This window comes from Candidatus Bathyarchaeia archaeon, from assembly GCA_035283685.1.
Taxonomy (GTDB): Archaea; Thermoproteota; Bathyarchaeia; order Bathyarchaeales; family Bathyarchaeaceae; genus DATETJ01.
In genome coordinates, this window is the sequence record DATETJ010000009.1 from 256,276 (window position 1) to 279,249 (window position 22,974).

28 protein-coding genes are annotated in these 22,974 nt (G+C 46.8%); 19 read left to right on the forward strand and 9 right to left on the reverse strand.

The window, feature by feature from the left end; translation table 11 throughout:
• Window positions 1-734: 734 nt before the first annotated feature.
• The 3 genes from VJ249_07970 to VJ249_07980 all read left to right on the forward strand — a co-directional run bounded on the left by VJ249_07970 (window position 735) and on the right by VJ249_07980 (window position 4,728).
• Window positions 735-2,153, forward strand: a complete 1,419-nt coding sequence (locus VJ249_07970) for a sialidase family protein (protein HKZ94497.1) — start codon at window positions 735-737, stop codon at window positions 2,151-2,153.
• A 322-nt stretch (window positions 2,154-2,475) separates the two neighbouring features.
• Complete coding sequence (locus VJ249_07975) at window positions 2,476-4,014, forward strand: hypothetical protein (GenBank protein HKZ94498.1); 1,539 nt, start codon at window positions 2,476-2,478, stop codon at window positions 4,012-4,014.
• A 99-nt stretch (window positions 4,015-4,113) separates the two neighbouring features.
• Entirely contained in the window at window positions 4,114-4,728 is a 615-nt protein-coding gene (locus tag VJ249_07980) for a hypothetical protein (protein HKZ94499.1), read from the forward strand.
• A gap of 40 nt (window positions 4,729-4,768) precedes the next feature.
• Here the strand turns inward: VJ249_07980 and VJ249_07985 are convergent, their stop codons facing one another.
• Window positions 4,769-5,038: a hypothetical protein gene (locus VJ249_07985; GenBank protein ID HKZ94500.1), complete on the reverse strand. Its 270-nt coding sequence runs from the start codon at window positions 5,036-5,038 to the stop codon at window positions 4,769-4,771.
• A gap of 154 nt (window positions 5,039-5,192) precedes the next feature.
• On the opposite strand from VJ249_07985, the gene VJ249_07990 reads away from it, so the two are divergent.
• From VJ249_07990 to VJ249_08005, 4 genes are all read left to right on the forward strand, one after another.
• Window positions 5,193-5,561: a hypothetical protein gene (locus VJ249_07990; GenBank protein ID HKZ94501.1), complete on the forward strand. Its 369-nt coding sequence runs from the start codon at window positions 5,193-5,195 to the stop codon at window positions 5,559-5,561.
• A 300-nt stretch (window positions 5,562-5,861) separates the two neighbouring features.
• Window positions 5,862-6,629, forward strand: coding sequence for an arginine deiminase family protein (locus tag VJ249_07995; protein ID HKZ94502.1), 768 nt, complete (start codon window positions 5,862-5,864; stop codon window positions 6,627-6,629).
• A 58-nt stretch (window positions 6,630-6,687) separates the two neighbouring features.
• Window positions 6,688-7,074: a hypothetical protein gene (locus VJ249_08000; protein HKZ94503.1), complete on the forward strand. Its 387-nt coding sequence runs from the start codon at window positions 6,688-6,690 to the stop codon at window positions 7,072-7,074.
• A 183-nt stretch (window positions 7,075-7,257) separates the two neighbouring features.
• On the forward strand, window positions 7,258-8,193 hold the full coding sequence (locus VJ249_08005) for a DMT family transporter (GenBank protein ID HKZ94504.1): 936 nt from the start codon (window positions 7,258-7,260) through the stop codon (window positions 8,191-8,193).
• Between the two features lie 67 nt (window positions 8,194-8,260).
• Here the strand turns inward: VJ249_08005 and VJ249_08010 are convergent, their stop codons facing one another.
• The 3 genes from VJ249_08010 to VJ249_08020 all read right to left on the reverse strand — a co-directional run bounded on the left by VJ249_08010 (window position 8,261) and on the right by VJ249_08020 (window position 9,604).
• Entirely contained in the window at window positions 8,261-8,827 is a 567-nt protein-coding gene (locus VJ249_08010) for a hypothetical protein (protein ID HKZ94505.1), read from the reverse strand.
• Between the two features lie 149 nt (window positions 8,828-8,976).
• On the reverse strand, window positions 8,977-9,318 hold the full coding sequence (locus VJ249_08015) for a DUF86 domain-containing protein (GenBank protein ID HKZ94506.1): 342 nt from the start codon (window positions 9,316-9,318) through the stop codon (window positions 8,977-8,979).
• Entirely contained in the window at window positions 9,311-9,604 is a 294-nt protein-coding gene (locus VJ249_08020; GenBank protein HKZ94507.1) for a nucleotidyltransferase family protein, read from the reverse strand. The genes VJ249_08015 and VJ249_08020 overlap by 8 nt, the downstream gene beginning before the upstream one ends.
• Before the next feature lie 155 nt (window positions 9,605-9,759).
• On the opposite strand from VJ249_08020, the gene VJ249_08025 reads away from it, so the two are divergent.
• Both VJ249_08025 and VJ249_08030 read left to right on the forward strand, forming a co-directional pair.
• Window positions 9,760-9,978 (forward strand): ribbon-helix-helix domain-containing protein, encoded by a 219-nt coding sequence (locus tag VJ249_08025; protein HKZ94508.1) that lies wholly within the window; start codon window positions 9,760-9,762, stop codon window positions 9,976-9,978.
• On the forward strand, window positions 9,978-10,247 hold the full coding sequence (locus VJ249_08030) for a type II toxin-antitoxin system RelE/ParE family toxin (protein ID HKZ94509.1): 270 nt from the start codon (window positions 9,978-9,980) through the stop codon (window positions 10,245-10,247). The genes VJ249_08025 and VJ249_08030 overlap by 1 nt, the downstream gene beginning before the upstream one ends.
• A gap of 150 nt (window positions 10,248-10,397) precedes the next feature.
• On the opposite strand, the gene VJ249_08035 is transcribed toward VJ249_08030, so the two are convergent.
• A complete protein-coding gene (locus VJ249_08035) occupies window positions 10,398-10,604 on the reverse strand; it encodes a hypothetical protein (GenBank protein HKZ94510.1) in 207 nt (68 codons plus the stop codon).
• A complete protein-coding gene (locus tag VJ249_08040; protein HKZ94511.1) occupies window positions 10,601-11,080 on the reverse strand; it encodes a PIN domain-containing protein in 480 nt (159 codons plus the stop codon). The genes VJ249_08035 and VJ249_08040 overlap by 4 nt, the downstream gene beginning before the upstream one ends.
• A 506-nt stretch (window positions 11,081-11,586) precedes the next feature.
• Here VJ249_08040 and VJ249_08045 point away from each other — a divergent pair.
• The 6 genes from VJ249_08045 to VJ249_08070 all read left to right on the forward strand — a co-directional run bounded on the left by VJ249_08045 (window position 11,587) and on the right by VJ249_08070 (window position 16,173).
• Window positions 11,587-12,198 carry a hypothetical protein gene (locus VJ249_08045; GenBank protein ID HKZ94512.1) on the forward strand — a complete coding sequence of 204 codons (612 nt, stop codon included), beginning with the start codon at window positions 11,587-11,589 and terminating at the stop codon, window positions 12,196-12,198.
• An 80-nt stretch (window positions 12,199-12,278) separates the two neighbouring features.
• On the forward strand, window positions 12,279-13,199 hold the full coding sequence (locus VJ249_08050; protein HKZ94513.1) for a trypsin-like peptidase domain-containing protein: 921 nt from the start codon (window positions 12,279-12,281) through the stop codon (window positions 13,197-13,199).
• Between the two features lie 15 nt (window positions 13,200-13,214).
• A complete protein-coding gene (locus tag VJ249_08055) occupies window positions 13,215-13,343 on the forward strand; it encodes a hypothetical protein (protein HKZ94514.1) in 129 nt (42 codons plus the stop codon).
• Between the two features lie 116 nt (window positions 13,344-13,459).
• Entirely contained in the window at window positions 13,460-15,070 is a 1,611-nt protein-coding gene (locus tag VJ249_08060; protein ID HKZ94515.1) for a glutamate synthase-related protein, read from the forward strand.
• Window positions 15,071-15,221: 151 nt separating this feature from the next.
• Window positions 15,222-15,464 (forward strand): hypothetical protein, encoded by a 243-nt coding sequence (locus VJ249_08065; GenBank protein HKZ94516.1) that lies wholly within the window; start codon window positions 15,222-15,224, stop codon window positions 15,462-15,464.
• A 52-nt stretch (window positions 15,465-15,516) separates the two neighbouring features.
• The gene (locus VJ249_08070) at window positions 15,517-16,173 is read left to right on the forward strand and encodes an MBL fold metallo-hydrolase (protein HKZ94517.1); all 657 of its coding nucleotides are present in this window, start codon (window positions 15,517-15,519) and stop codon (window positions 16,171-16,173) included.
• 34 nt (window positions 16,174-16,207) lie between these two features.
• Here VJ249_08070 and VJ249_08075 read toward each other — a convergent pair whose 3' ends face one another.
• On the reverse strand, window positions 16,208-16,432 hold the full coding sequence (locus VJ249_08075) for a hypothetical protein (protein ID HKZ94518.1): 225 nt from the start codon (window positions 16,430-16,432) through the stop codon (window positions 16,208-16,210).
• A gap of 324 nt (window positions 16,433-16,756) precedes the next feature.
• On the reverse strand, window positions 16,757-17,047 hold the full coding sequence (locus VJ249_08080) for a hypothetical protein (protein ID HKZ94519.1): 291 nt from the start codon (window positions 17,045-17,047) through the stop codon (window positions 16,757-16,759).
• A gap of 226 nt (window positions 17,048-17,273) precedes the next feature.
• Between VJ249_08080 and VJ249_08085 the strand changes: the two genes are divergently transcribed.
• The 4 genes from VJ249_08085 (at window position 17,274) to VJ249_08100 (ending at window position 22,506) form a co-directional block, all read left to right on the forward strand.
• Window positions 17,274-17,807 (forward strand): hypothetical protein, encoded by a 534-nt coding sequence (locus tag VJ249_08085; protein ID HKZ94520.1) that lies wholly within the window; start codon window positions 17,274-17,276, stop codon window positions 17,805-17,807.
• Between the two features lie 4 nt (window positions 17,808-17,811).
• Complete coding sequence (locus tag VJ249_08090) at window positions 17,812-18,888, forward strand: SPFH domain-containing protein (GenBank protein HKZ94521.1); 1,077 nt, start codon at window positions 17,812-17,814, stop codon at window positions 18,886-18,888.
• A 47-nt stretch (window positions 18,889-18,935) separates the two neighbouring features.
• Complete coding sequence (locus tag VJ249_08095) at window positions 18,936-19,991, forward strand: hypothetical protein (protein HKZ94522.1); 1,056 nt, start codon at window positions 18,936-18,938, stop codon at window positions 19,989-19,991.
• A 73-nt stretch (window positions 19,992-20,064) separates the two neighbouring features.
• Window positions 20,065-22,506 (forward strand): DUF87 domain-containing protein, encoded by a 2,442-nt coding sequence (locus tag VJ249_08100; GenBank protein ID HKZ94523.1) that lies wholly within the window; start codon window positions 20,065-20,067, stop codon window positions 22,504-22,506.
• A 212-nt stretch (window positions 22,507-22,718) separates the two neighbouring features.
• Here VJ249_08100 and VJ249_08105 read toward each other — a convergent pair whose 3' ends face one another.
• The gene (locus tag VJ249_08105; GenBank protein ID HKZ94524.1) at window positions 22,719-22,949 is read right to left on the reverse strand and encodes a hypothetical protein; all 231 of its coding nucleotides are present in this window, start codon (window positions 22,947-22,949) and stop codon (window positions 22,719-22,721) included.
• Window positions 22,950-22,974: the final 25 nt, after the last annotated feature.

The window sequence follows — 22,974 nt, forward strand, 5'->3', positions numbered from 1 at the left end:
GGATGTCGTCGTAAGACTGTTCCGGATGACATCAACAAGTTCGAACATTGTGCTTTGGGGTCCTTTTGGGTTCTTGTATACTGCTCTGGGTTCTGTCTGACCCTGTCCTGCGTCAGGTTTAGGCGTGGCTTCGTCAACAATGGCATCGTGGAGCCAGTTTCTGTTTCAGATGTTATTAACTCTCGCTTAGAATCAGTAATAATACCGAGCTGGTTTCTGTTCGCGTAGCTGGCGCAGTGTCAGTTTCTCTTACTACGTACATTCAGGGTTTCATTTTTTGTGAGGTTTGAGGCAGTTTCTGATGGCTGTAGACAATTTTCAAAGTATGTGTAGTGTTCCTCCACGCCATCTCCATTTTCATCCGCCATTCCCTGCCAGTTGTTGGTGACACGGGTACCACTGTTTTTAATCGGGGTTTTCCTTGATGCTCATTTCTGTTGGAGCAACTTGATGTAGGCTGATTTGCTGGCTTTAAGCTTGAAGGAAGCTGAGAAGTTGTTGAGGTGACGGGCTTGGGACGGCCCTAAGTATGGTTGCGAGCCCCTCAAAGACAGCTAAGGGATATGTGACAATATAGAGAGATTTTCTATATTTTATTTTCCAAAAATGTTAAGTGCAGAACGCATGGTAACTTGATGTTACCGAGAAAGTTAGGAGAGAAAAAGGTATTGAAAAAGATATTGTCGGTGGTAATAATTGGTCTCCTATGCCTCTCAATGTTATCGATACACACGATGGCTCAGGTTACCACACAGCCCGCCATAACTTGGAACAATCCTAAGCCATTTACCTCGGATGCCCCTATCGATGTCTGGCCTGCCATTTTACAGGATAGAAGCGATAAGATCTGGCTTGTATGGGGAAGGTATACGTCCTCTGGATATTATAGTAGCCTGGACATCTTATACTCTACGTCTACAGATTTTGGAAACACCTGGTCTGGACCGAAAATCTTGGTTACAGGTCTCATTAACGTCGAGAGAATCAGCCTCCTTCAAGATTCTATGGGAACCTTATGGGTTGCCTGGTCAGCCACAACCCAGTATGGAGGCGGACCTTCTGCCATCTACATTACGCAGTCTTCCGATAATGGCGCAACATGGGCTCAACCAAGGATGCTCTTCAGTGGGCATCAAGTTGGACTACCGAGCCTTGTCGAAACGCCCAGTGGGATACTGCTTTTCTTCCGGCCGTACCCGAACGTGGCTTATAGTATTACTGGAGATTTTGGGGCGACATGGTCTGCCCCAACAGTCATTGCCTCGCCACCCTATGGTGAGAATCATTCCCCGTCCGCAATGAGGGATTCTTCTGGAAGGATTTGGTTAGCCTTCAATAGATACGTGGGAGGACAGTATCAGGGACCGGTCGACATTTATTACAAAACATCGGATGACGAGGGGACTACTTGGTCACTGGAACAGCAGGCGACTGCCATGGAAGGAACATACTGGGCTGAAAGACCGATATTCCTGGAATACCAGAGAGAGATCTACCTATTCTTCCAACGATGGGTCAGGCTCGATGGGGGTCCCACCCCTCTATACAATGTTACTTACATCAAATACGGGACAGGGGGATGGACGGTACCAGTAGACATCGCTGGCACTACTTCATACTACTTCATGCATGAAGACATGGGGTTGGCAGAAGTAGATAACATGGTCTGGGTGGCTTGGGACTATAGCCCGGGATCCTATTTCGCAACCAGCAGCGACATTTGGTATATGACTGGAATAACGGCCGGTGCGCCTCCACCTTCTATAGTTTCGGCAACAGTAGATATTGACCCCGATACGCTGAACTTGAAGAGCAATGGCGAATTTGTCACCGTCTACATTGAATTGCCTAATGGCTATAATGTAGCAGACATAGACCTCACAACAGTCCAACTTGAAGGTATTTCAGCAATAACAGACCCACAGTACGGTTTCGTCACCGACCCAGCAGCATACCTTGTGGACCACGATGGAGACGGAATAATGGAGCGTATGGTGAAGTTTGACAGAGCCACAGTGCAAACTTATCTAACAAATGAACCAGACTACGAGTCTGCACCAAAGTTCTATGACCTCAGATTGACAGTCACAGGTGAACTCTTAGACGGAACACCGTTTGAGGGCACCGACACCATCACAGTAATAAGGCAGTAGAAAACAAAAGCTGAACAAGACTCACAACCTCTTTTTCCTTTAACACTTTTTTGCCAAGTAGAGCGCGCTCTGAATTAGGCTTTTTCTAAGCTTGACGAGAATTTCTCAAGTACACGTGTCAAATCTTTTTAACTCATCTTAAGAGTATCTTTTGTAGCAAAAACGAACATGCTGCAGATCTAACTTCAGTCGATTTTTCAAATATTTTGTCAATGAGTAATTGGGGTGAGATAGAAGTTTCCTCTATAAATATATCCTACAATAATGTTTTAAGACAAACCCTGAGATAACATGATTTTACAAAGATTGGGAGATAAGTGCAATGAAGAAAGTAATACTTGGAGTAGTGTTACCATTGCTGTTAACCAGCATGCTAATGTCGGCATTTAACATTCGGGCAACAATGTCTTCTGAACCGCCTGCAACAGATTGGAGTAAAACATATGGAGGAACAGGCGAAGACTCGGCCTATTCGGTTATTCAAACGTCGGATGGAGGATACGCATTGGGGGGTCGCACCACATCCTATGGTGCTGGTAACTACGATTTCTGGCTGGTTAAGACCGATTCGGTCGGAAACATGCTTTGGAATCGAACCTACGGAGGAGCAAATGTTGACCAAGCTGAGAGTTTGGTTCAGACAAGTGACGGGGGATATGCACTCGTTGGCTATACATATTCATTTGGTGCTGGTGGCTCTGATTGGTGGTTGGTTAAGACGGATTCTTCGGGCAATGAGCTTTGGAGCAGGACGTATGGAGGAACGAACAACGACTATCCCTATTGTTTGATTGAAACGATTGATGGGGGATACGCATTGGCTGGAGCTACTGCGTCTTATGGTGCTGGCGACAGTGATTTCTGGCTGGTCAAGACCGATTCGTATGGAAACATTGAGTGGAATTACACTTATGGCGGAGAAGAAGGTGACGTAGCTCAACCAATCGTTCAGACAAGAGACGGAGGATACGCATTGCTGGGCTATAGTGGAGGCTATGGGGATCCCGCAAAGCGGGATGTTTGGTTGGTTAAAACTGATTCGTCTGGAATCATGCAATGGAACAAAAGGTATGGAGGAGCAGGTGAAGAAATGGGACGAGAAATCGTTGAAACAAGAGACGGAGGATACGCAATAGCAGCTTTTACAACATCATATGGTGCTGGAAATAAGGACTTCTGGCTGATTAAGACTGATGCTGCAGGAAGTTGGGAGTGGGACAGAACTTACGGAGGAGGTGCCGAGGATCAAGCGTTTTCTTTGGTTGATACAGACGACGGCGGATATGCATTGGCAGGCTATACTGCATCCTACGGTGCTGGTGAGTGGGATTTCTGGTTAGTCAAGACAGACCTGAGTGGAACCATGGAATGGAATCAGACTTACGGAGGAACAAACAGGGATCAAGCAATCTCTATGATTAAGACAGGAGATGGCGGATATGCAATAGCAGGCTTCACGAATTCTTTCGGCGCTGGAAGCGGTGATTTTTGGCTAATAAAACTTGCTGGACTTGCACCGCCTGTAATTTCAGCAACGATTGATGTTGACCCGAATACATTGAACTTGAAGAGCAACGGCCAATGGATTACAGCGTACATAACGTTGCCTGAAGGATATAGCGTTGAAGACATTCTTCTTGAAACGGTTGAAGTAGACGGTATTTCAGCAGCTTGGTCAGATATCCAAAACAGCGTGTATATGGCTAAGTTTGACAGAGCGACAGTGCAAACTTATCTAACAAATGAGCCTGACTACGAGACTGCACCAAAGTTCTATGACATTACATTGACGGTCACAGGTGGACTCACAGACGGAACACTGTTTGAAGGCACCGACACGATTACCGTAATAAAGAAATAAGCTTAAAGCTGGAAATTCCAGCAACCCCCGCTTTTTCTGTTTGAACAAAGTGACGAAGTTTCTTAAACTTGAATGCGTTAGGTACCTGGGAGGAAAAAATTGGAAATGAACCTAAAGAGCATAGCGTCGTTGGTTTTGCCTATTTTCCTGTTATCCTCAATAATAATGTTCTCAGTTGTTTCCGCTGCTGAGGAACGGAAGGTTCTGGGTCGCAGCTATGTAGGTCTCGGAGTGGAGGTTCATGCCCCTCTTCAATGCGATGCCGGAGAAATTATTACGGTTAATGTGAGAATTGAGGCTTTAGAAGACGTTAAGAACGCTTCTGTAACCCTGTTCATTTGGGGTTCCAAGTCTGAAGGCTATACTCCATGGGGCACCTCTTTCACAGTCCTTGATGTCACAGATTTTCCAACTGGAACAATTAAGAAAGAAGCATACAACATAACGATGCCCTCAGACATCGACCTAGGCTTAACCTATGGAATATTATTCCTTGATTGGAGCATATATCGCACACTTTCCTGGGAACCACAATGGGACAAAGCCAGTTTCAGAGCAACATACGTGAAGAGCCCAGACTACGAAAACCTTCAAGACAAGTATAACCAGCTTGGAATCGAATTACAGAACTCGAGAATCACGGCATACATATTCTTAGCAACAACAATAGCGCTGGTTGTCTCAACAGTATACGTCGCAAAAAAGCGAAAATAAGTTAAGGTTAGGTTGTTGTCGGTATTGTTTGTGTTCTGCGCTATAACGCCTTATACCAGAACTCGAAGAGGGCAATCAAACCTGTGCTGGTTAACAATTGCATAAAGGCTGCTATCCACCGGTTCAGTATGGTGAGCGCTTCTGCGGGCGGAATATTAAAGGCGATTGAAATCAGGGCTACAAGAATGGTTATGATAAGGGTTTCAAGGGCTTTTCTTCCGCTGAAGCTCTCTTGCGGTGTCTGCTTCAGCCAACCGCCCAAAATGTAGACTAAGGCACCTATCAACGACCAGATGAAGACACTCAACATTTCGGCTCATTCACCTCCTTTTGCGCCTATCTGTCTTGGCCATTAAACTGCTTGTTAGAGCGCGCGCTCACGTTTCGTCTTTAACCCGCCTGAGATGGGATGAGAAAGCATATGTGGAAATGCGGTGCATCTCGATATCAAAGGTGAAGCTGAAATGCGCCCCAGTGAACGGGTGAAATGCCCAGATTTTCCATGTCAAGATGTGAACAAGAAGAGCTACATAATTCCCAACGTAGAGGTTGACGTCAACAAGATCACGGTGTTTATGATTTCAGAGGCGCCTCCCGACAACCTTGGCGACTACTTCTACGCCCCTAAGAATCCATTCTACGCTGGGACAACTGTGCAGGCGTTCAATGATGCCGGCTTCAATGTTGCTAGCGTGAAAGACGTGTTGAGCTTGTGTGTGTACGTGACTACTGCCATTAAATGTGGTAAGACTGCCTATTCGATAGCTGCAGAGACCATAGATAACTGCTCTATCCGGATATTGGAGAATGAGCTAAGCCTGTTCCGAAGTTGAAGGCTGTCTTGCTTATGGGGGACACTGCCATCAAAGCGATGAATCTGATTGCCCAAAGAAGCACGGGCAAGAGAATCGTTCCTTCTGGTCCAACCTACAAGATCAGAAAAGGCAAGTACTTCTTTAAACAGCTCCGGGTTTTTCCTTCATACCTGTAGACGGGCAAGAGTTACTTAATCGAGAAATCGAAACGAAAGATGATAGCAGAAGACATAAAGACCGCGTTAGAGCTTCATTGACCCTTCCGATTCCTCTTCAAAACAACCCATAAAAAGCGCTCCTGAGAAATCGGTGAATTGTATGAACACGCCAAAAGCCAAGCATGCGATTGTCAGACCTGTAGCTGATTCATATGACCAGTGTGTGAGGACGGGTAACGAGAGGATTGATGTTGCGCTTGCGAAGAAGCAGCATAGAGACTACTGTGAGGCTTTGCAGAGTCTTGGGTTGAAGCTGATTTGGGTTAGAGGCGATAATACTCTACCAGATGGTTGCTTCGTTGAGGACACGGCTTTCATTCTAGGCGAGAAGGCTGTAATCTGTAACATAAAGGTGAAGTCTCGAGCCAAGGAAGTGGTTGAAGTTGCCAAGGTGCTGGAAACATTGAAGAATGTTTGTTACATCAAGCCGCCGGCGACGATTGATGGCGGAGACGTCCTCAATATTGGAAGTAGAGTTTTTGTGGGTCTTTCCAAACGGACCAACATGCACGCTGTACGTCAGCTAAGAGAAATCGTTCGGAAAGACGGCTTTGATGTAACGCCTGTTAAGGTTAGCAAAGTGCTTCACCTGAAGTCTGCGTGCACTTATCTCGGCGGCAATTATGTTATTGTGGCTGAAGGCCGCTTTGACATAGATGTTCTGAAAGGCTACAGTAAGATCGTGGTTCCTAGAGGTGAGGAACGTGCTGCAGATTGTCTGTCTGTGAACGGAACGGTTTTGACAGCGAAGGGTCATCCTAAGACGGTGAGGCTAGTTGAAAGCAAAGGCTTCGCAGTCAAAGAGCTTGATATATCAGAGTTCCGCAAAGGAGACGGCGCCTTGACATGCCTTTCGATATTGTGCTAGCATATGCCACTAAACATAAAACCTCGAACCGCGCTTGAATATCTCTTGAGTGAGGTGTTTGGTAAAACCCAAACCTTTGAGGCGGCATAGGCTAGGATTTTACATGTCACTTGCGGCTGGACTGGCTTATGCAGGCTTTACTTTCATCTTCGGACGCTTTCTGTCTATGACTTCGCTATTATTCCTGTTCGCTCTCGCAGTGTTGTTTGGAGCTGTCCTCGTAAGGCTTGGCGGCAAGGTCATTGGCGGATTCATCGTTGCAGGTTTTGCGTTCCTGTGGTGGTACTTTGGCATGGCTGGACCGTATGTCACATTTGGAGGCTTGATGATTAACCTCAGAAGCCCGCTCGGAATCATTTGTTCAGGGGCTCTGGTGCTGGGCCTTGCGGCAGGCGCATTGGACGTAGCCGAAGCTGTGTTCTTAGGCTCGAGACTTCGGAATTAGTGCGGCTAACTCAAGTACGTGGATAATGTCTGCCAGATTACGTTAGAGTTCGTTTGTTTCTTTGAATATGCGTGCTTTCCATCAGCTTACCCCCGTGCATAGTTGGTTGCACAATGTGCGCTCCCATTTGGCTAGGGTCGTTTAGAGCTTCTGGGAAAAGGTTATCATGTTGTTTTCGAAATCTTGGATACTAAGCGGGACCTTGTCTATATGACTCATCACTGGGGATATGTTGGGGCTGTATCGGCTGCAGTCTTGTTTGGATTGAGTTCAACGCTGAATAAGATCATCTTGGTAGAGGTTCATCCGCTTGTTGTCGCTGGGCTCATCTATTTCATTGCTGGTGTGTTTCTTTTTGTTGTTCGTTTTTCTCCGCTTCATGCGATAATCCTTAGCTGGTTGGAGACTCCTACGAAGGTGGAACCAACTATGGAGAAGAAAGACTATGCTGTTCTCTTGCTGGTTGCGATTTCTGGTGCGGTGGTGGCTTCTTTTCTGTTTATTCATGGTCTAAGCTTGACGACCGCTGTAAATGCGTCTCTGTTGCTTAACATGGAGTCTTTGTTTACGGTTGTTATAGCTTTCATTTTTCTGAGGGAAAGGGGGTTGCGAAAAGATTACTTTGGTGTTCTTCTGCTAGTCCTTGGAGCCGTTCTTGTAACTACTAGAGGCGAGTTTCAGAGTCTCACGTCGGCAACAGAGTTTGCTGGAAACTTGTTGATTGTTCTTGCCTGTTTGTTTTGGGGAATTGACAACAATCTTAGCAGGTTCTTGAGTAAGAAACGTGATTTGCCTCATCTAGTTGCTTTGAAATGTCTTTTGGGTGGTTCGATCGTGTTGGTTTCGGCGTTGCTTCTTAATGTGAACTTTAGGATTTCAGTTCTTTCTTTACCGTATTTGTTTTCTGTTGGAGCTTTCAGCATCGGGTTCTCTATTGTCTTGTTCATGTTTGCTTTGAGGGAAATAGGCTCCATGAAGACAGGGGTAATATTCTCAACTTCCTCTATTTTTGGAGCCATATTCGCGTTCATTGTGCTCAAAGAGACCTTAACCGTTGTTCAGGTAGGTGCTGGCCTAGTAATGTTTCTCGGCGTCTACTTTCTGTATAAGGAACCATAGTCCTACAAAACGGCGACCATGAGCCTTCTCGCTTATTCTAAGCCTCTAATCAACGACAGAATCAGCTTCATGGCTCATTTGACTCTTTCATAATTCCTGTTTTCCATTCATTTACTAGAGCGTATAGTTGGTTGTATAGTGTGCGTTCTTCTTTGGCTAGGTCGTTTAGGGTTTCATTTGTTTGTTCAGGCGAGCTGGCTAAGGAGACGATCTTGCGTTGGCGTATGTTGATAATGTCTCTGGCTACAGCTTCAGCCTTACGGTATTCCGCGTTTCTCTCTGGACTGCTGTTGGCGCCTTTCTTAAGGCGAGATAAGAAGCGTCTCAGGCGCGGATAGAAGTCTTCTTCAACATGGCTTACCTGCCTGGCATGCTGTACTTTTTCTTTCCACAGAATCTTATCTAGCTTCCTGATGTCTAGCAGCTCTTCTTCACGGAATCTGGTAATTCCAGCACGCTCAAGCTCAGTGGCTACCCAGTATTGAACTTCGTATTCTTTGCCCTCTTCAAAAGGCCCAACCTTCATGCCGACAAGTTGGATTTCTGGACAGTTGCGGTTGCACATTACTCTTACTGGGGCGTTTTCGAAAGCGAAGTCTGTGTCCCTTATGGACATGGATTCTTTAGCGGTCAAGGTGAGTGAACGGCTCCTTCTCTCCAAGAAGTGGACTGTTTTAGAGAATTGTGGTTTGGATGATTTAAGGTTAGCAGAGGAAACTCAGGTCGTAATACGAGCGCGGAAAATTCCCGATATCTGAAGGTGGGCAAGCAGTTTGTTGAGGGTCAGGTTTGCTCCTTGAGAATTTGGGAGACCTGTTTCTTCAGTTCTGGGAGTTTGTTCTCGACTATGTCCCAGATGATTTCCAAGTCGACTCCAGAGTATTCGTGGATAAGAATATCTCTTAAGCCCGATATTTTTTTCCATTCGATGGTAGGTGTGTTTTCTTTAAGTTCATTGGGTATTCTTTTTGCGGCTTCGCCTATGATTTCTAAGTTTCGAACTACGGCATCTATGACTAGCTCAGTTTTCTTGAACTGTTGAAAAGAGAGATTTCTTGTATACCTCTCTATCTTGGCTATTGCTTGGGCTATGTCTCTCAGGTAGACCTGTTGGGTCTTAGGCATATTCTACCTCTCTCATTATGTATGGCTTTATCTGAGGTTTCAAGGCGTCTAAGATGACCAGATCAACTTTGCATTTTAGTTGTTTCTCAAGGTAGAATTTTAGTTCCATGTAGTTGTCAAAGGTTTTCATGCCTTTTTTGAACTCAACGATAATATCGACGTCGCTTTGTTCTTTTTGTTCATTGCGGGTGAATGAGCCAAATAGGCCTATCTTTTTGACTCCGTATTTTTGGATTTGTTCTCTGCTTTCCTGTATGTTGTGGATTATCTCCTTTTTTGTCAGCATTCGAATGACCTAAGAGCAGATATGCTGTATGCTAAATGAAGATTTTTCGGTTGTCCGCATCCATAATAGAGTTGAAGGTTAGATTTGTTGCGTGTCGAATGCGGGGAGCAAGGTTTAAGTGTTTTGTAAACAGTATTGTTTACGGTGGTTGTTTCATGACTCAGGTTCAGATCAGGTTGCCCGAGAGAATTGTGAAAGAGATTGACAAGTGGGTTGTGGAGAAGGGGTTCAAGAGCAGAAGTGACGCCATCAGAGCAATCATAAGTTTCTACGAGGAGCGGCAAGAAACCCGAAAGTTCTTCAAAATGCTGGTTAGTCGAAGCGAGGAGGCTAAGAAGCATCCGGAGATGCTGATTCCTTTAGAGGAATCGTAGTGGCTTTCGCCGTTTTCTTGCATCCGAAAGCCGCTAAGACCCTCGAGAACCTCGACGAAACGTTGAGGAAGAGAATTAGAGAGCAGCTAAAAAACTTGAAGGAGCATCCGGATCGAGCTGGCAAGCAATCAAGGTACAGCAATTTCTGGAGCCTACGGATTGGTGATTACCGTGCCATCTACGAAATCGACAGGGAAAAGAGCCAGGTGGTTGTATTGTTCATTGGACATAGGAAAAAAGTCTACGATGACTTCTCTAAGATGTTCTAATCCGTGAGGACATCCGCTTCTGCGTCGTACCTGACTTTATACGCCATACTGCTCCCGCCTCACAGGATAAAAGGTGATAACAAGCAAACAGTCTTTTTCACAGAGTGAAAAGAGCAGCCTTCAGCAGCTCTTCAGTCTCTTATTATGGTATTATAGCTTTCCTTCTTTCTTCAGAGCCTTGATTTCGGCTTCAATCTGTTCAACCGTAAGTTTCTCCGTTGCTTTCCTCAGCTCGACAACAGAGTCTCCATAGCGTCTTCTGATTTCACTAATGAACTTGATCGCCCTCTTGGCTCCCAACTCCTTAACAAGCGCTTCAAAGGGCACCTCAACCGTCACAGTTCGCTGCGTAGTCACCTTTTAACACCCCTTCTTTCGCTTAAATAATCAAATGGATTCCTCACTTTTAACCTATACCTCTTTTCAACGGCAAGCCTCTCAACACAGACCCTGCTCCGCAAAATCTCGTCATCGCAAGTTAGAAAGAAGCTAGCCTTGACTAAGCAGGCAGCCGACACATGCAGAGCATCTAACGAGTTAAGACCGCATTTAGAGGAAAACTCTCTGGCTACAGCAATAAGCCGCCTTCTAGCGCTAACGCTTTTTGAACTCAAAGTTCTCTCAAAGCCTCTGACATCCTTCCTCTTCAAAGAATCCAAAATCTGCTCAATCTCAAACTTCACGTAATCAGAACTCACAATCTCAATTTCACCACGCAAAACAATCTCAGCAATTCCAAGAAACGCTCTGGACTCGACTCGAATGCGCCTAACGCTTTGATCATCAAACGGTCTGCAATAGACATTCGTATCCAAATAGACTTGTTCAACCATCTTCAGCCCGGCTAACGGAAATGCTTGAATCTACTGCAAACACGACACTTAAAACATCCTGATTTTAGTCATCTTCAACAACCCGGTGTCTTTCGTCCCCCTCTTCTAGGCTTACATGTGCAAAAGTGAGTAAGTAATGCAAGAATGAGCGAGAGAGTAAGCCACAACAGCGCTTATCTTAACGGCAAATCCACATGCGGAACCACAACCAGAGTCAAAGACTTATCGTCCACAAGCGGCGTGTGCCTTCATGAGTAGGTGGTGTGTGGTTATTTTTGGACGGCTGTGTTTATGTATGCTTCTGCGTCGTATGAGATTCCTTCCAGTCCCCGATGCCTTCCGCCCTTCATGACAAGTCTCGGTTCAGAAAGCTTACGAGCAACATAAACGATGCGTTTGCCGACTAAGGAATCCTTTCTCAGTCAGCACAGCTTGCTTAGTTCAGGGAGTAAGGTTCAATAAGCTCGTTGAGCCCTCATTCTATTTTCTGGAGTACCATCAGACTTATGGAAAATGATTGGTCAGGCGCACCAGACTCTCTTGGGCGAAGAGATACAAGCGTATTACACGTTATCCGAGAGGAGGAACTGACCAGCTTCACATTCGACGGTCTCAAACGACGCTTAGGCGTCCACCCAGAGACACTGTCAAGAATCCTGTACCGCCTCGAAGAACAAGGCATCATCCAAAAAGCAACCAGAGGCTACAACGTCACACCAAAAGCCAAACAACTTCTAAGACAGCACCTCACATACGAAACCCAACCCACAGTGCCAATCCTACAAACACTTCTATCCCCAGACATACCAATTCAACAAATAATCAGCAGCCTCAGAGGCAAATGGTTCGGCAGCCTCAGATGGGTTGGCACCTCACAGACTCTTGAAGCCACAGCGCTGAAATGGATAACTGAAGACGGCGGAACCCAAATCGAAGCCATATTCACAGAAGGCACACTAAGCATCGAAGCCAAACCCCTCACGGAAAAAGACCTCAACAAAGCCTTGAAAGCATCATACCAACTGGTCGGCTACATAACCAAACTCTACTCAAGACCCGCCCAAACCAGACCAATAGCCTTCCTTACGGATTACAGCCCCTACCACATGGCATCATAAACCTCTGTGACTAACTTGCCCGATCACTTAGTCAACAAATACAGCCCACTCCATCTCTCTTACTTGAGGTGAATCAAAAAATGAGCAAAACAATTACACCTTTACAGATTCTACAATCTCTGTCCGAAGCCACAGCCGAAATCGTGAGCAAAACAGCACCATCGGTAGTCACAGTCAACAACGGAATGGGCAGCGGCTCAGGCATCATCTGGAGCCCAGACGGCTACGTTGTCACCGCCAGCCATGTCATAGGAAAACGCAGCACAGTCGAAGTAAGTCTAGGAGACGGCAAGAGCCACGAAGCCAAGGTCATTGGAAGAGACCCCTACACCGACATCGCACTCCTAAAAATCGAAGCCAAAACCCTCAAACCAATCGAACCCGGCGACCCACAAAGCCTCAAACCAGGCCAATTCATCCTAGCCTTAGCCAATCCCTTCGGTCGCCAAGTCAGCGCCACCCAAGGCATCATAACCGCAGTCCACGGCACCATCAGAACATGGGGCGGAATAACAATCGAAGACACAATCATCACAGACGCACGACTAAACCCAGGCTACAGCGGCGGACCACTAATCGACGTCCACGGAAGAATGATCGGACTCAACACCGCATACGTGTGGAACCGAGGCATCGCAGTACCAATCGACACAATCAAACACATCGTCCAAAGCCTCAAGAACGAAGGCAAAATCAAACGAGCATACCTAGGCATCGTGTCAGACTCAGTTAGGCTACCGGAGGAAGTAGCCACACAGGCACAGGTAAATCAACACAGCGGAGTAATGATATACCAAGTAGAGGCAGGCAGCCCAGCCAAAAAAGCAGGACTAGCCATGGGCGATGTAATAATAAAATTCAACGACAAAAACATCGAAAACATAAACGACCTACACCGCTACCTAACAGAAGAAATCATCGGAAAACCCACGAAACTTCAAACACTGCGCGGAGAAAACCTGACAGAACTAACAATCACACCAAATGCCAAAACAGAGTAAACAGGAAGAAAAAACATGAAAACCATCGAATTCTGGCCCAAACCCGCACATCCCTTCGAGCCCAGACCGTTCTGGCCAGAGCCTTCGCCATCTCCAACGCCTGAACCGACTCCACCATCACTGCAAGTCGAAGCAGTGCACTGAAACTCCTCTTTTTTTCAGATGTTTTTTTCAGACGCTTGATTCTACGTAATCTTTAAAAGTATGAAGGATATTCCCTCAGTATTCTAGGTTTACATATGTAAAGGTGAGAAGGATAAATGAGCGAACGCGTATCCAAAAACAGCGCTTACTTGAACGGCAAATCCACATGCGGCACCACTACCCGAGTCAAAGATGTGAGTCCTACCAGCGGCATGTGCCCTATATGCATCCGCGACTGCCCCATCCTCTGCGAAATCAGCCTCAGCGCCTTCCGCGGCAGAGAAGCACTCTACCCTGAGCCAGTGCAGTTTGGCTACAGCACAGCAGGAGCCCTCAAAGACTTCCGCCTAGACTGGAGCGACATCAACATCCACGCCAACCTATTCGGAGTAGAAGGCATCGAAGCCAACAGCGACATCGCATTGTTCGAAAACGCCGACGTCTCAACCACAGTAGCAGGCATACCACTCAAAGTGCCAATCGTAACAGGTGCATTCGGCAGCACAGAAGTAGCCCGCCTAAACTGGGAAGGTTTAGCCATAGGCGCCGCCCTAGCCGGCTGCCTCATCACAATCGGCGAAAACGTCTGCGGCATGGACATGAAATCCCAAATTGAAAACAACAAATTCACATACAGCGAAGAACTCAAACGCCGAGTTGACCTGTTCAGAAAATTTTGGGATGGAAAACACGGCGACGTCGTGGTCCAAACCAACGTGGAAGACCAACGATTAGGCGTAGACCTTTACGCCATAAACAAACTTGAAGTCAATGTCATTGAACGTAAATGGGGACAAGGCGCCAAGGCTATAGGCGGCGAAGTCCGCATACGCGACCTAGAAAAAGCCATAGCCCTCAAAAAAAGAGGTTACATAGTCATACCTGACCCAGAAGACCCAACTGTGCAAGAAGCATTCAAAGAAGGCTCATTCAAATCGTTCGAACGTCACAGCCGAGTCGGCATGCCCAACTATAAGACATTCGTCGAGGACATCCAATGGCTCAGAGACCAAGGAGCCAAACACGTCATACTCAAAACAGGCGCGTACCGACCGTCAGCAGTCGCATGGACCATGAAAATGGCATCCGACGCCAAAATCGAAGCCCTAACATTCGACGGCGCAGGCGGCGGCACAGGCATGAGCCCCGTACCAATGATGGACGAAATGAGCACACCCACAGTCTACTTAGAAGCTCAAATGCTCAAATGCGCCAACATACTCAAAAAGAAAGGCAAGCATGTACCCGACCTCATCATGGCAGGCGGCTTCATCAGCGAAACCCAAATGTACAAAGCCATAGCCATGAGCAACTACGGCGACGGACCCATGGTCAAAGCAGTCCTCCTAGGACGCAGCCCAATCACAGCCTGCATGAAATCCAGCTACTTCGTACAACTAGCCAAAGAAGGTCGACTGGCGCGCACATTCGCTGACCGCTACGGCACAACACCAGACAAATTCTTCATCGCAACGCCCAAGCTTAAAGAAAAATTCGGCGACAAATTCAGCGAAATCCCATTCGAAGCCATAGGCGTGTACACGTACCTGCACGAACGCATAGGCGTCGGCTTAATGCAGCTACTCGCCGGCTCACGCAAATGGAAACTCAACCTAATCAGCCGCAAAGACCTAATGAGCCTAACAGAACGCGCCGCAAAAGTCACAGGCATACCCTTACCCGAAGACCAAGAAACAGACGAAATAGAGAGGATACTAAACGCATAACCTCTCCAGCCCCCATTCTTTCTATCTCCTCACAAATTCGCCTTTTTACCCTCAAAACCATCTAGGCTTCATTTGCCCGCCGTAATGCGCTGTTTTTTATAATAGAAATCAATATTTAATTCATGCAAGCCACAGCACGAAGGCGTCAGCCATGAAAGTCTGGAAAATCCTAGTTCTAATCCCATACGCGTTGATTCTCATTTTTCTCTTGATCTCAGCCAGCCTCACATTCTCCGGAGGCCTAGGAGGAATCCTCATCGGCATCATATTCCTCACATTTGGAATAGTCGCAACGTTACTCTACACAATAATTCTTGCCATTGCGCTAGTTATCAGATGGATTATCCATAGAACCAGGAAAAGGCAAGAACCCGGGAAGGCTCCCACTGCTTGAACCACAAGCCACATATTTCATTCACCGGTCCATAGTGAAACTCGGCGCTAAAATGACAATCCACGTCAAATGGCTGGGGCACTCCAGCTTTCAAATAATAACCACAGACAAAATCCTCTACGTTGACCTGAAGAAATACGGCAAAGTGATTCAAACCTCAGAAAAAGCAGACATAATTCTGGTAACGCACAACCACGGCGACCACTGCAGCCCACAAAAAATCCAAAACCTCAGCAAGAAAGACACCATAATTATCGCCCCCAAAAACTGCGTCAACAGAATTACCGGAAACGTCAAGAGTCTCAGACCCGGCGAAAAGACAACCGTTCACGGAGTGACAATTGAAGCAGTCGAAGCCTACAACACTAAGCGGTTCAAGCCTTCAGGAAAGCCTTGGCACCCAAAAGGCTACGGAGTAGGCTACTTGATCAAAGCTGAAGACAAGACTATCTACCACGCAGGAGACACGGATTTCATCCCGGAAATGCGCCACCTCAAAAACATCGACTTAGCCTTACTTCCCACGGGCGACAAATACACCATGGACAACGCTGAAGCCGCCGAAGCAGTAAAAGCAATCAAACCCAAAACTGCGATGCCAATGCACACATGGGAAACAAACCGCGAAGAATTCAAAAAGAAAGCCGAAGCCGAATCAAAAACCAAAGTAGTGTTGCCACAAGAAGGAGAGGAATACACAGTTCGCTAGAACGCCCTCAGAAAAACCTTAGTTGGCTCACACATCAAAACGAGAATCTATGAGAATACTGTTTTATTGCTGTCGAGATTCTCATCGGAACGAAGACCGCTATACCACTTCTCAAACTCAGCATAGGAACTTGCTCAAGAGGCTCATATTCATCCCCGAATTCTGAATCGTTGTTCCATTCCAACAGCAAAGGCAAGTCCTCCTTCTCCACAACCCTAAGATTCACATTCCTACCCTCAAGCAAACCGGAGGCCCTCACTGCATATTCTCCAACCTTCTCAGCTGTGTACGCGTGCACTAATAACTTGGGCTTCTAGGCATCTGAATAAAATTTCTATCCCGTCCTCCAAATTGTCAACGATGAAGCGGTGAGCCCTACACCAACAGCGGTTGATTGGAAGAACAGGCTGAGAGATTAAAGATGTTAAATCAAGACATCAGGAATAACAAGTCAGTGCGCTGATTCGAGGCATTCATGCATGCGTAAGTCTCGCCAAGATTGCCCACAGCGGGCATTCATGACGTAAACGCCTTGTATAAAGTGCGCACGTATGTTGTAGTATCGCAGAAGGTGAAAATAGTGCTAAGGTTTCGAGGATGCTTTTAGATTAACTGTCCCAGGCTTGCCGGTGCTTTGGAAGGAAAAACCATAGCTGCCATTCTCGGAAATTGCCAGTTCAAATTCGTGCTCTTTAGAGATACCGCCAAAGGTCTTAAGAATCTCTCCGTCAGGATCCAGAACCAATAGTTCAAATGGTCCTCCACTTTCCACTTTTGCATGAAGGCGAACAGTTTGACCACGTGCAAGCATAACTGAACGAACATCTTCTGCAACTTCGCCTACCTCGCTGAATAATTCATCTAGAAAACTCATTTCTGCCAAACCACCATTGCATTATCGATATTCAATATCTAAGAGATTTAAGTTTTTGCGCGCACATGAAACTGTGTCTGCCAACTTGTGAATTCATGACCTTTTCCAATTGGAATAATATCTGAAATGATTCCAAAAAAATTCCTCACAAGTTTTAAATAAACATAAAGCTTGAAAGACATATAGAGAGAAAAGCATGCTTAAATTGCCATAAAAGGTTTGGAAAATGTCTGAAGGAGATACCATCGAAAAAGTAAAGCAAAGACAAGGCGTTCTGGCAAAGATCGAAAACCTGTTTGGTTTCGGCTATGCTACAAAGGAAGATCTGCGCGAGCTTGACAAGAAACTTCGAGACAGCTACTATGCGGACTTCAAAAGCTTGCGCCACAAATGGGAGGAAATATACCTAACCGCTCTGAACTCTGGACTGAAGAAAGCAGGAGACGACTTCAAAAAGGTCATACAAGTTATGGACCGAGTTGCTGAAAAAATCCATCGCGCTGACTATGGATACGCAGGGTTAATGGACCGGAAGGGACAGATAGAGGAAACCGCACTCGCCAGAGTCTTCAACTATGATAAGGTTTTGAGTAACGATATTCAAGGCATAGTTAATGTCGTCGGCGAACTCTACAATGACAGCGAAGCCGAAAGATGGGTTGAAGCAACGGCTAAAGTCAGAAACGTCAAATCCTTAATCCTTGGTTTCGAGTCCAAATGGGACGGTAGAGAAAAGGAGTTCAGACCTTTGGAGGTTTGATTAAATGCCTGTAATTGAAAAGGTATCTTGGGATTATGCGGGACCGGATGAGATCGCCTACAGATTTCAGAAACTCAACCTGAAATTCGGAAGCCAGGTGATCGTCAAGGAGAACCAATGGGGGGTGTTTTTCAGAGATGGCAAAGCTTACGACGTTTTTGGTCCCGGAAGACACACAATCACGAGCGCCAACATTCCGTTTTTGACTGCTGCCTTGCAGAAGCTAGGCATAATAGGGGACATATTTGACTGCGAAGTTGTGTTCGTGAGCAACAGTCAATTCAGGGGAAACTTTGGAGGAACAGCTTATTCCGCGCCAAGCGGAGACATAAAGTACCAGGCTGAAATCGGGTTCTTCGGATATATGCTCTACAAGGTTGAGGAGCCAAAACTTTTTGTCGTAGAATTCTTTGGCAACAGAGGTGCCAGTACATCGAAAGACATAGAGAACTACATCCGCGGCTTCATCAATGAACGTATCATAAACGATTTCGGTGACTACGACACATTCACCCTAGTTAAGAACGTGGACATCACCACAGACAAAGTAGCCTTGAAGATCAGTGACGAAGGCGCAAGAATCGGCTTGAAAATAATAGACTGTGTCTTCGAAGGCGTCAACATCCCAGAGGAAGCAAGAAGGTTCGCATCTGGAGTCGGGGCTCAAGCCATGACGATGCAGTACATGAAAGAAACAGCAGCCGAACTTAAAGGAGCCGATGGCGGAGGCGCAGCCGCAGCAGGAGTGGGCGCTGGAATAGGATTAACCATGCCCTTCATGATGGCGCAACAAATGCAACAAGCGCAAGCCGCACAAGCCCAGCAAGTGGTCATGTGTCCAAGCTGTGGTGCCAAGAATCCAACTACAGTCAAGTTCTGCGGAAACTGCGGAGCAAGCCTCGCCCCTGTGGCAAAGGTTGCTTGTCCAAACTGCAAAGCAGAAAACCCCGCCGACTTGAAGTTCTGTGGGAACTGCGGCAAGCCTCTTACAGCGGCAACTGAAGTCGCTTGTCCCAAATGTAGCACAAAGAACCCTCCTGGAACAAAGTTCTGCGGAAACTGCGGAGAAAAACTGCCCTAGATACCAGCGCGCGCTATGTTGAGGAAATGCATGAGGGATAAACAAAGATGTCACAGATTGACAGTCAAAAGCAAGCTCTCTATTCTCGACTCCGCTCGATTGAGTCTGATCTTTCAAGCGCGTCAGGCGCAATAAGTGATGCACACAGCAAGCTAGCCTACATTGAGGGAGCTATGGGTTCTCTTCCAAGCAGACTTGCAGGAGTTCGAGGGCGCGGCTACGCAGCAATGGGGCATCTCGAGAAAAGCATCGACTTGCTCACCAGAAAGTGGATGGATGTTTCTCCCGTCATTAAACAAGCGTTTCTTGCCAGCGTTGAACCGCTGACGGCTCAGGTCAATGGACTGCAAGCTGAAGCGCGAGGATTGCGGAGCCAAATAGATAGTGGAAACATTGCGTCCAGTCAATCTTTGGCAAGTCGTTTGTCAATGGACGCTTCTTCTCTTAGGACTCGAGCCACCGTTGAAGTGAGCAAAGTCAATGAGCCACTCAACGAATTAACGTCAAGTGTCAATGCCATAGATAGAGACTTGAAAGTAGCTGAAAAAACCGTAGAACTTTTTGCACAAGCGAATTTTCCACTAAAGCAAGAGGAAAGCCCTGTTTTGGCCATCGAAGGAAAAATCATGAAGGGCGACAAAAGCGATGGAACTCTATACTTCACGAATCAAAGGTTCATTTTTGAAGGAAAAAAGGAAGTTGTCCTGGAGAAAAAATTCTTCATTGCCACCAAGAAGAAGACCGAAAGGATAGTCCAGATAGATCAGCCCATCGGCGCGTTACAGGAGATATCTAAGGGCAGAGTAGGTCTAATCGCTTGGACAGGGATCTATATTCGTTTCAAGCCGGAACGCCAACTGGAAGAGACACCGTTTGACGTGAAAGGATGGGAAGCTGACGTGATAGGAAGATTCTTCAGTTATGTTATGGGTGGAGAAGCTGACAGAGACATAGCCACTATAAAGGGAACCCCAGCTATAGCGGCACCAACCATTCAGCTTGCCCGATGCTCCCGTTGCAGCGCACCATACACCCGTGAGATCTACAAGGGACAAACCTCAGTGCAGTGCGAGTATTGCGGAACCCAAATAGTGGTCCAATAATCTGAACGGACACCCGCGCGTAAGACAACAGTATTCGTTATCAAAGTGGGTAAGCAGATGAGGTGAGCTAGAGATGCAGGACTTTGAGAAGCTGGGTGTTTTTTACTTAGGGCGCCTTTATGATGTGCGGAACAAAACATCTTTAGCAGATTTACTGCTTTATGATTCAAAAGACTTAGTTACACACGGCGTCTGCATCGGCATGACAGGCAGCGGGAAGACAGGCCTATGCATATCTCTTCTTGAAGAAGCCGCTTTAGACGGTATTCCATCAATTGTAATAGATCCAAAAGGAGACATCACAAATCTTCTTCTCACTTTTCCGGAACTGCGAGCCGAAGATTTCGCCCCATGGATAAACGAAGATGACGCAGTCAAGCAAGGGCTTTCTTCACAAGACTACGCAGTTCAACAGGCTCAACTGTGGAAGGACGGACTCGCCAAGTGGGGCCAAGACAGTGCTCGCATTCAGCGCTTGCGAGAAGTCGCCGACTTGGTTATTTACACTCCTGGCAGCAACGCTGGTCTGCCCGTGTCAATACTCAAATCATTCTCCACTCCGCCACCCGAAATAATAGAAGACAATGAACTCTTCCACGAACGCATAAGCACTACTGTAACCAGCCTGCTTGGACTTTTAGGCATTGAAGCAGATCCAATTCAGTCGAGAGAGCACATACTGATATCGACCATACTGGCCACGACTTGGAAGCAGGGCGTGGATCTGAATCTTGAAAAGCTAATCCAGCAAATCCAGAACCCGCCAGTTGCGCGTGTTGGAGTGCTAGAACTGGAATCCTTCTATCCGTCTAAGGAACGGTTTGCGTTAGCCATGCGCCTCAACAATCTTCTTGCAGCCCCAGGATTCGAACTCTGGCTGCAGGGAGAACCGCTTGATATTACTAAACTATTGTACAATTCTTCTGGCAAGCCGAAAGTGTCCATATTCTATATTGCACTACTGAGCGATGCGCAACGCATGTTCTTCGTCTCACTGCTGCTAAACCAGATCGTAGGTTGGATGCGCACTCAATCCGGAACAACAAGCCTTCGCGCTATCGTATACATGGACGAAGTTTTCGGTTACTTACCGCCATTAGCTAATCCGCCCTCGAAGACTCCGCTTCTAACTCTTCTGAAACAAGCCCGCGCCTTTGGATTAGGCGTCTTATTGGCCACTCAAAACCCAGTGGATCTAGACTACAAGGGTTTGTCCAACGCTGGCACGTGGTTCATTGGCCGTCTGCAAACAGACCGCGACAAGATGCGTGTCCTAGACGCTCTAGAAACTGTTTCAGCCAGCTCAGACACCCGATTCGACCGACAGACAATGGATCAAACTATCAGCTCCTTGGGAAAACGGATTTTCCTAATGCATAATGTGCACGAAGATGCCCCTGTAGTGTTTGAAACTAGGTGGGCAATGTCTTATCTACGTGGTCCCTTAACGCGCAACCAAATCAAGACAATCATGGATCCCATACGAACGGCTCAATGGGCGCCTTCGACAGCCGAATCTGCTATCTCACCAGCACCATCAGTAGCAGCATTATCCATCCCAAGCGGAACCATAGGAAGCCAAAGACCAATTCTGTCACCCGAGATCCTACAGTATTTCCTGCCCACAGTTAGAGCCAAACCCAACGGAGTCTCCCTTACCTACTGCCCGATGATTCTGGGCGCCGCCCAAGTTCGCTTCGCAGACGCGAAGACCAGAATCGATGCGACGCGAGATGCCGTTTTTCTGTCTTCAATCACCAATGACCCTGTCCCCGTCAATTGGGACAACTCAACTGAGGCAAACCTGACACTCGACAACCTAAAGAGCGCATCATCTGAAACTGCACAATTCGCTGAGCTAGCTCCTGCAGCTTCAAACGTGAAGAACTACGACATCTGGCAAAAAGACTTCACCAACTGGTTGCTAAGGACACAGAAACTCGAATTGCTTAGAAGCCCAAGCCTCAGAGAGCTCTCTAAACCAGGAGAGGCAGAACGCGACTTCAGAGTACGGCTGCAACAAGCCGCAAGGGAGCACCGCGACCAAAGTGCAGAAAAACTACGTTTCAAATACGCCTCAGCCTTTGCTAGGCTGGATCAACGCATTGGAAGCGCGCAAGCGGCTTTTGAGAGGCATAAAGCTAGGGATAGTGAACAGAAATATGACAGCGCCGTATCATTCGGAGCCAGCTTGCTTGGTTCTTTTCTTGGAAGGAAGTCCGCGAGGGGAGCAGCAAGAGCTGCACGTAGAATGGGTCGCGCAATGAAGGAATCCAAGTCTGAGGCGAATGCACAGGAAAAGCTAAAAGCATTACAAAAACAACGCGCCCAACTTGAAGCACAGTTCCAATCCGAAACATCCCTGCTTGAAGCGAAAATCAATCCATTGACTGAAAAACTAGAGAGCATTTCCATTAGACCCACCAAAGCCCACATTTCAACGAAGCTGGTTGCACTGCTATGGACCCCACACTGGATAGATGAGCAGCACAAAACAACCCCCGCTTGGCAATAACATATGAAAAGGAAAGATGCAACCTAGCCCACTGAAACATGATGGCCTTCAATTTGATTTGCAGCTCTTTGCGCGTGCTATGTCATCAAACAAAGAACCCGTTCTATGTCATGAACTTCCCAAGACACGGGACTCCAGGAACACCATGCGCTACATTCACCTCGAGAGAGCTCTCTTCAGTCAAGAAACCGACGAATACAATGTCAAAGTCGCTAAAACCTTGGAAGAGGCGTGCAAACTAGTCGAGAGAGCGCGCGCTTCGCATGCTTGCTATGGCTACTATGCCTTAGGCTGAGGGTCTTGCCATAGTTTTTGCTAAGTATGTGCAGGTCTTTGACGTCGACTATGCCGTCTTGGTTGATGTCGCTGCACTGCCAAGTGGGTTCCTTTATTACCCAGACGCGTACGCGGACGAAGTTCCAGTAGAGGGTTTGTTTTGCCACGACAGAGCATGACTGTATTATTTGT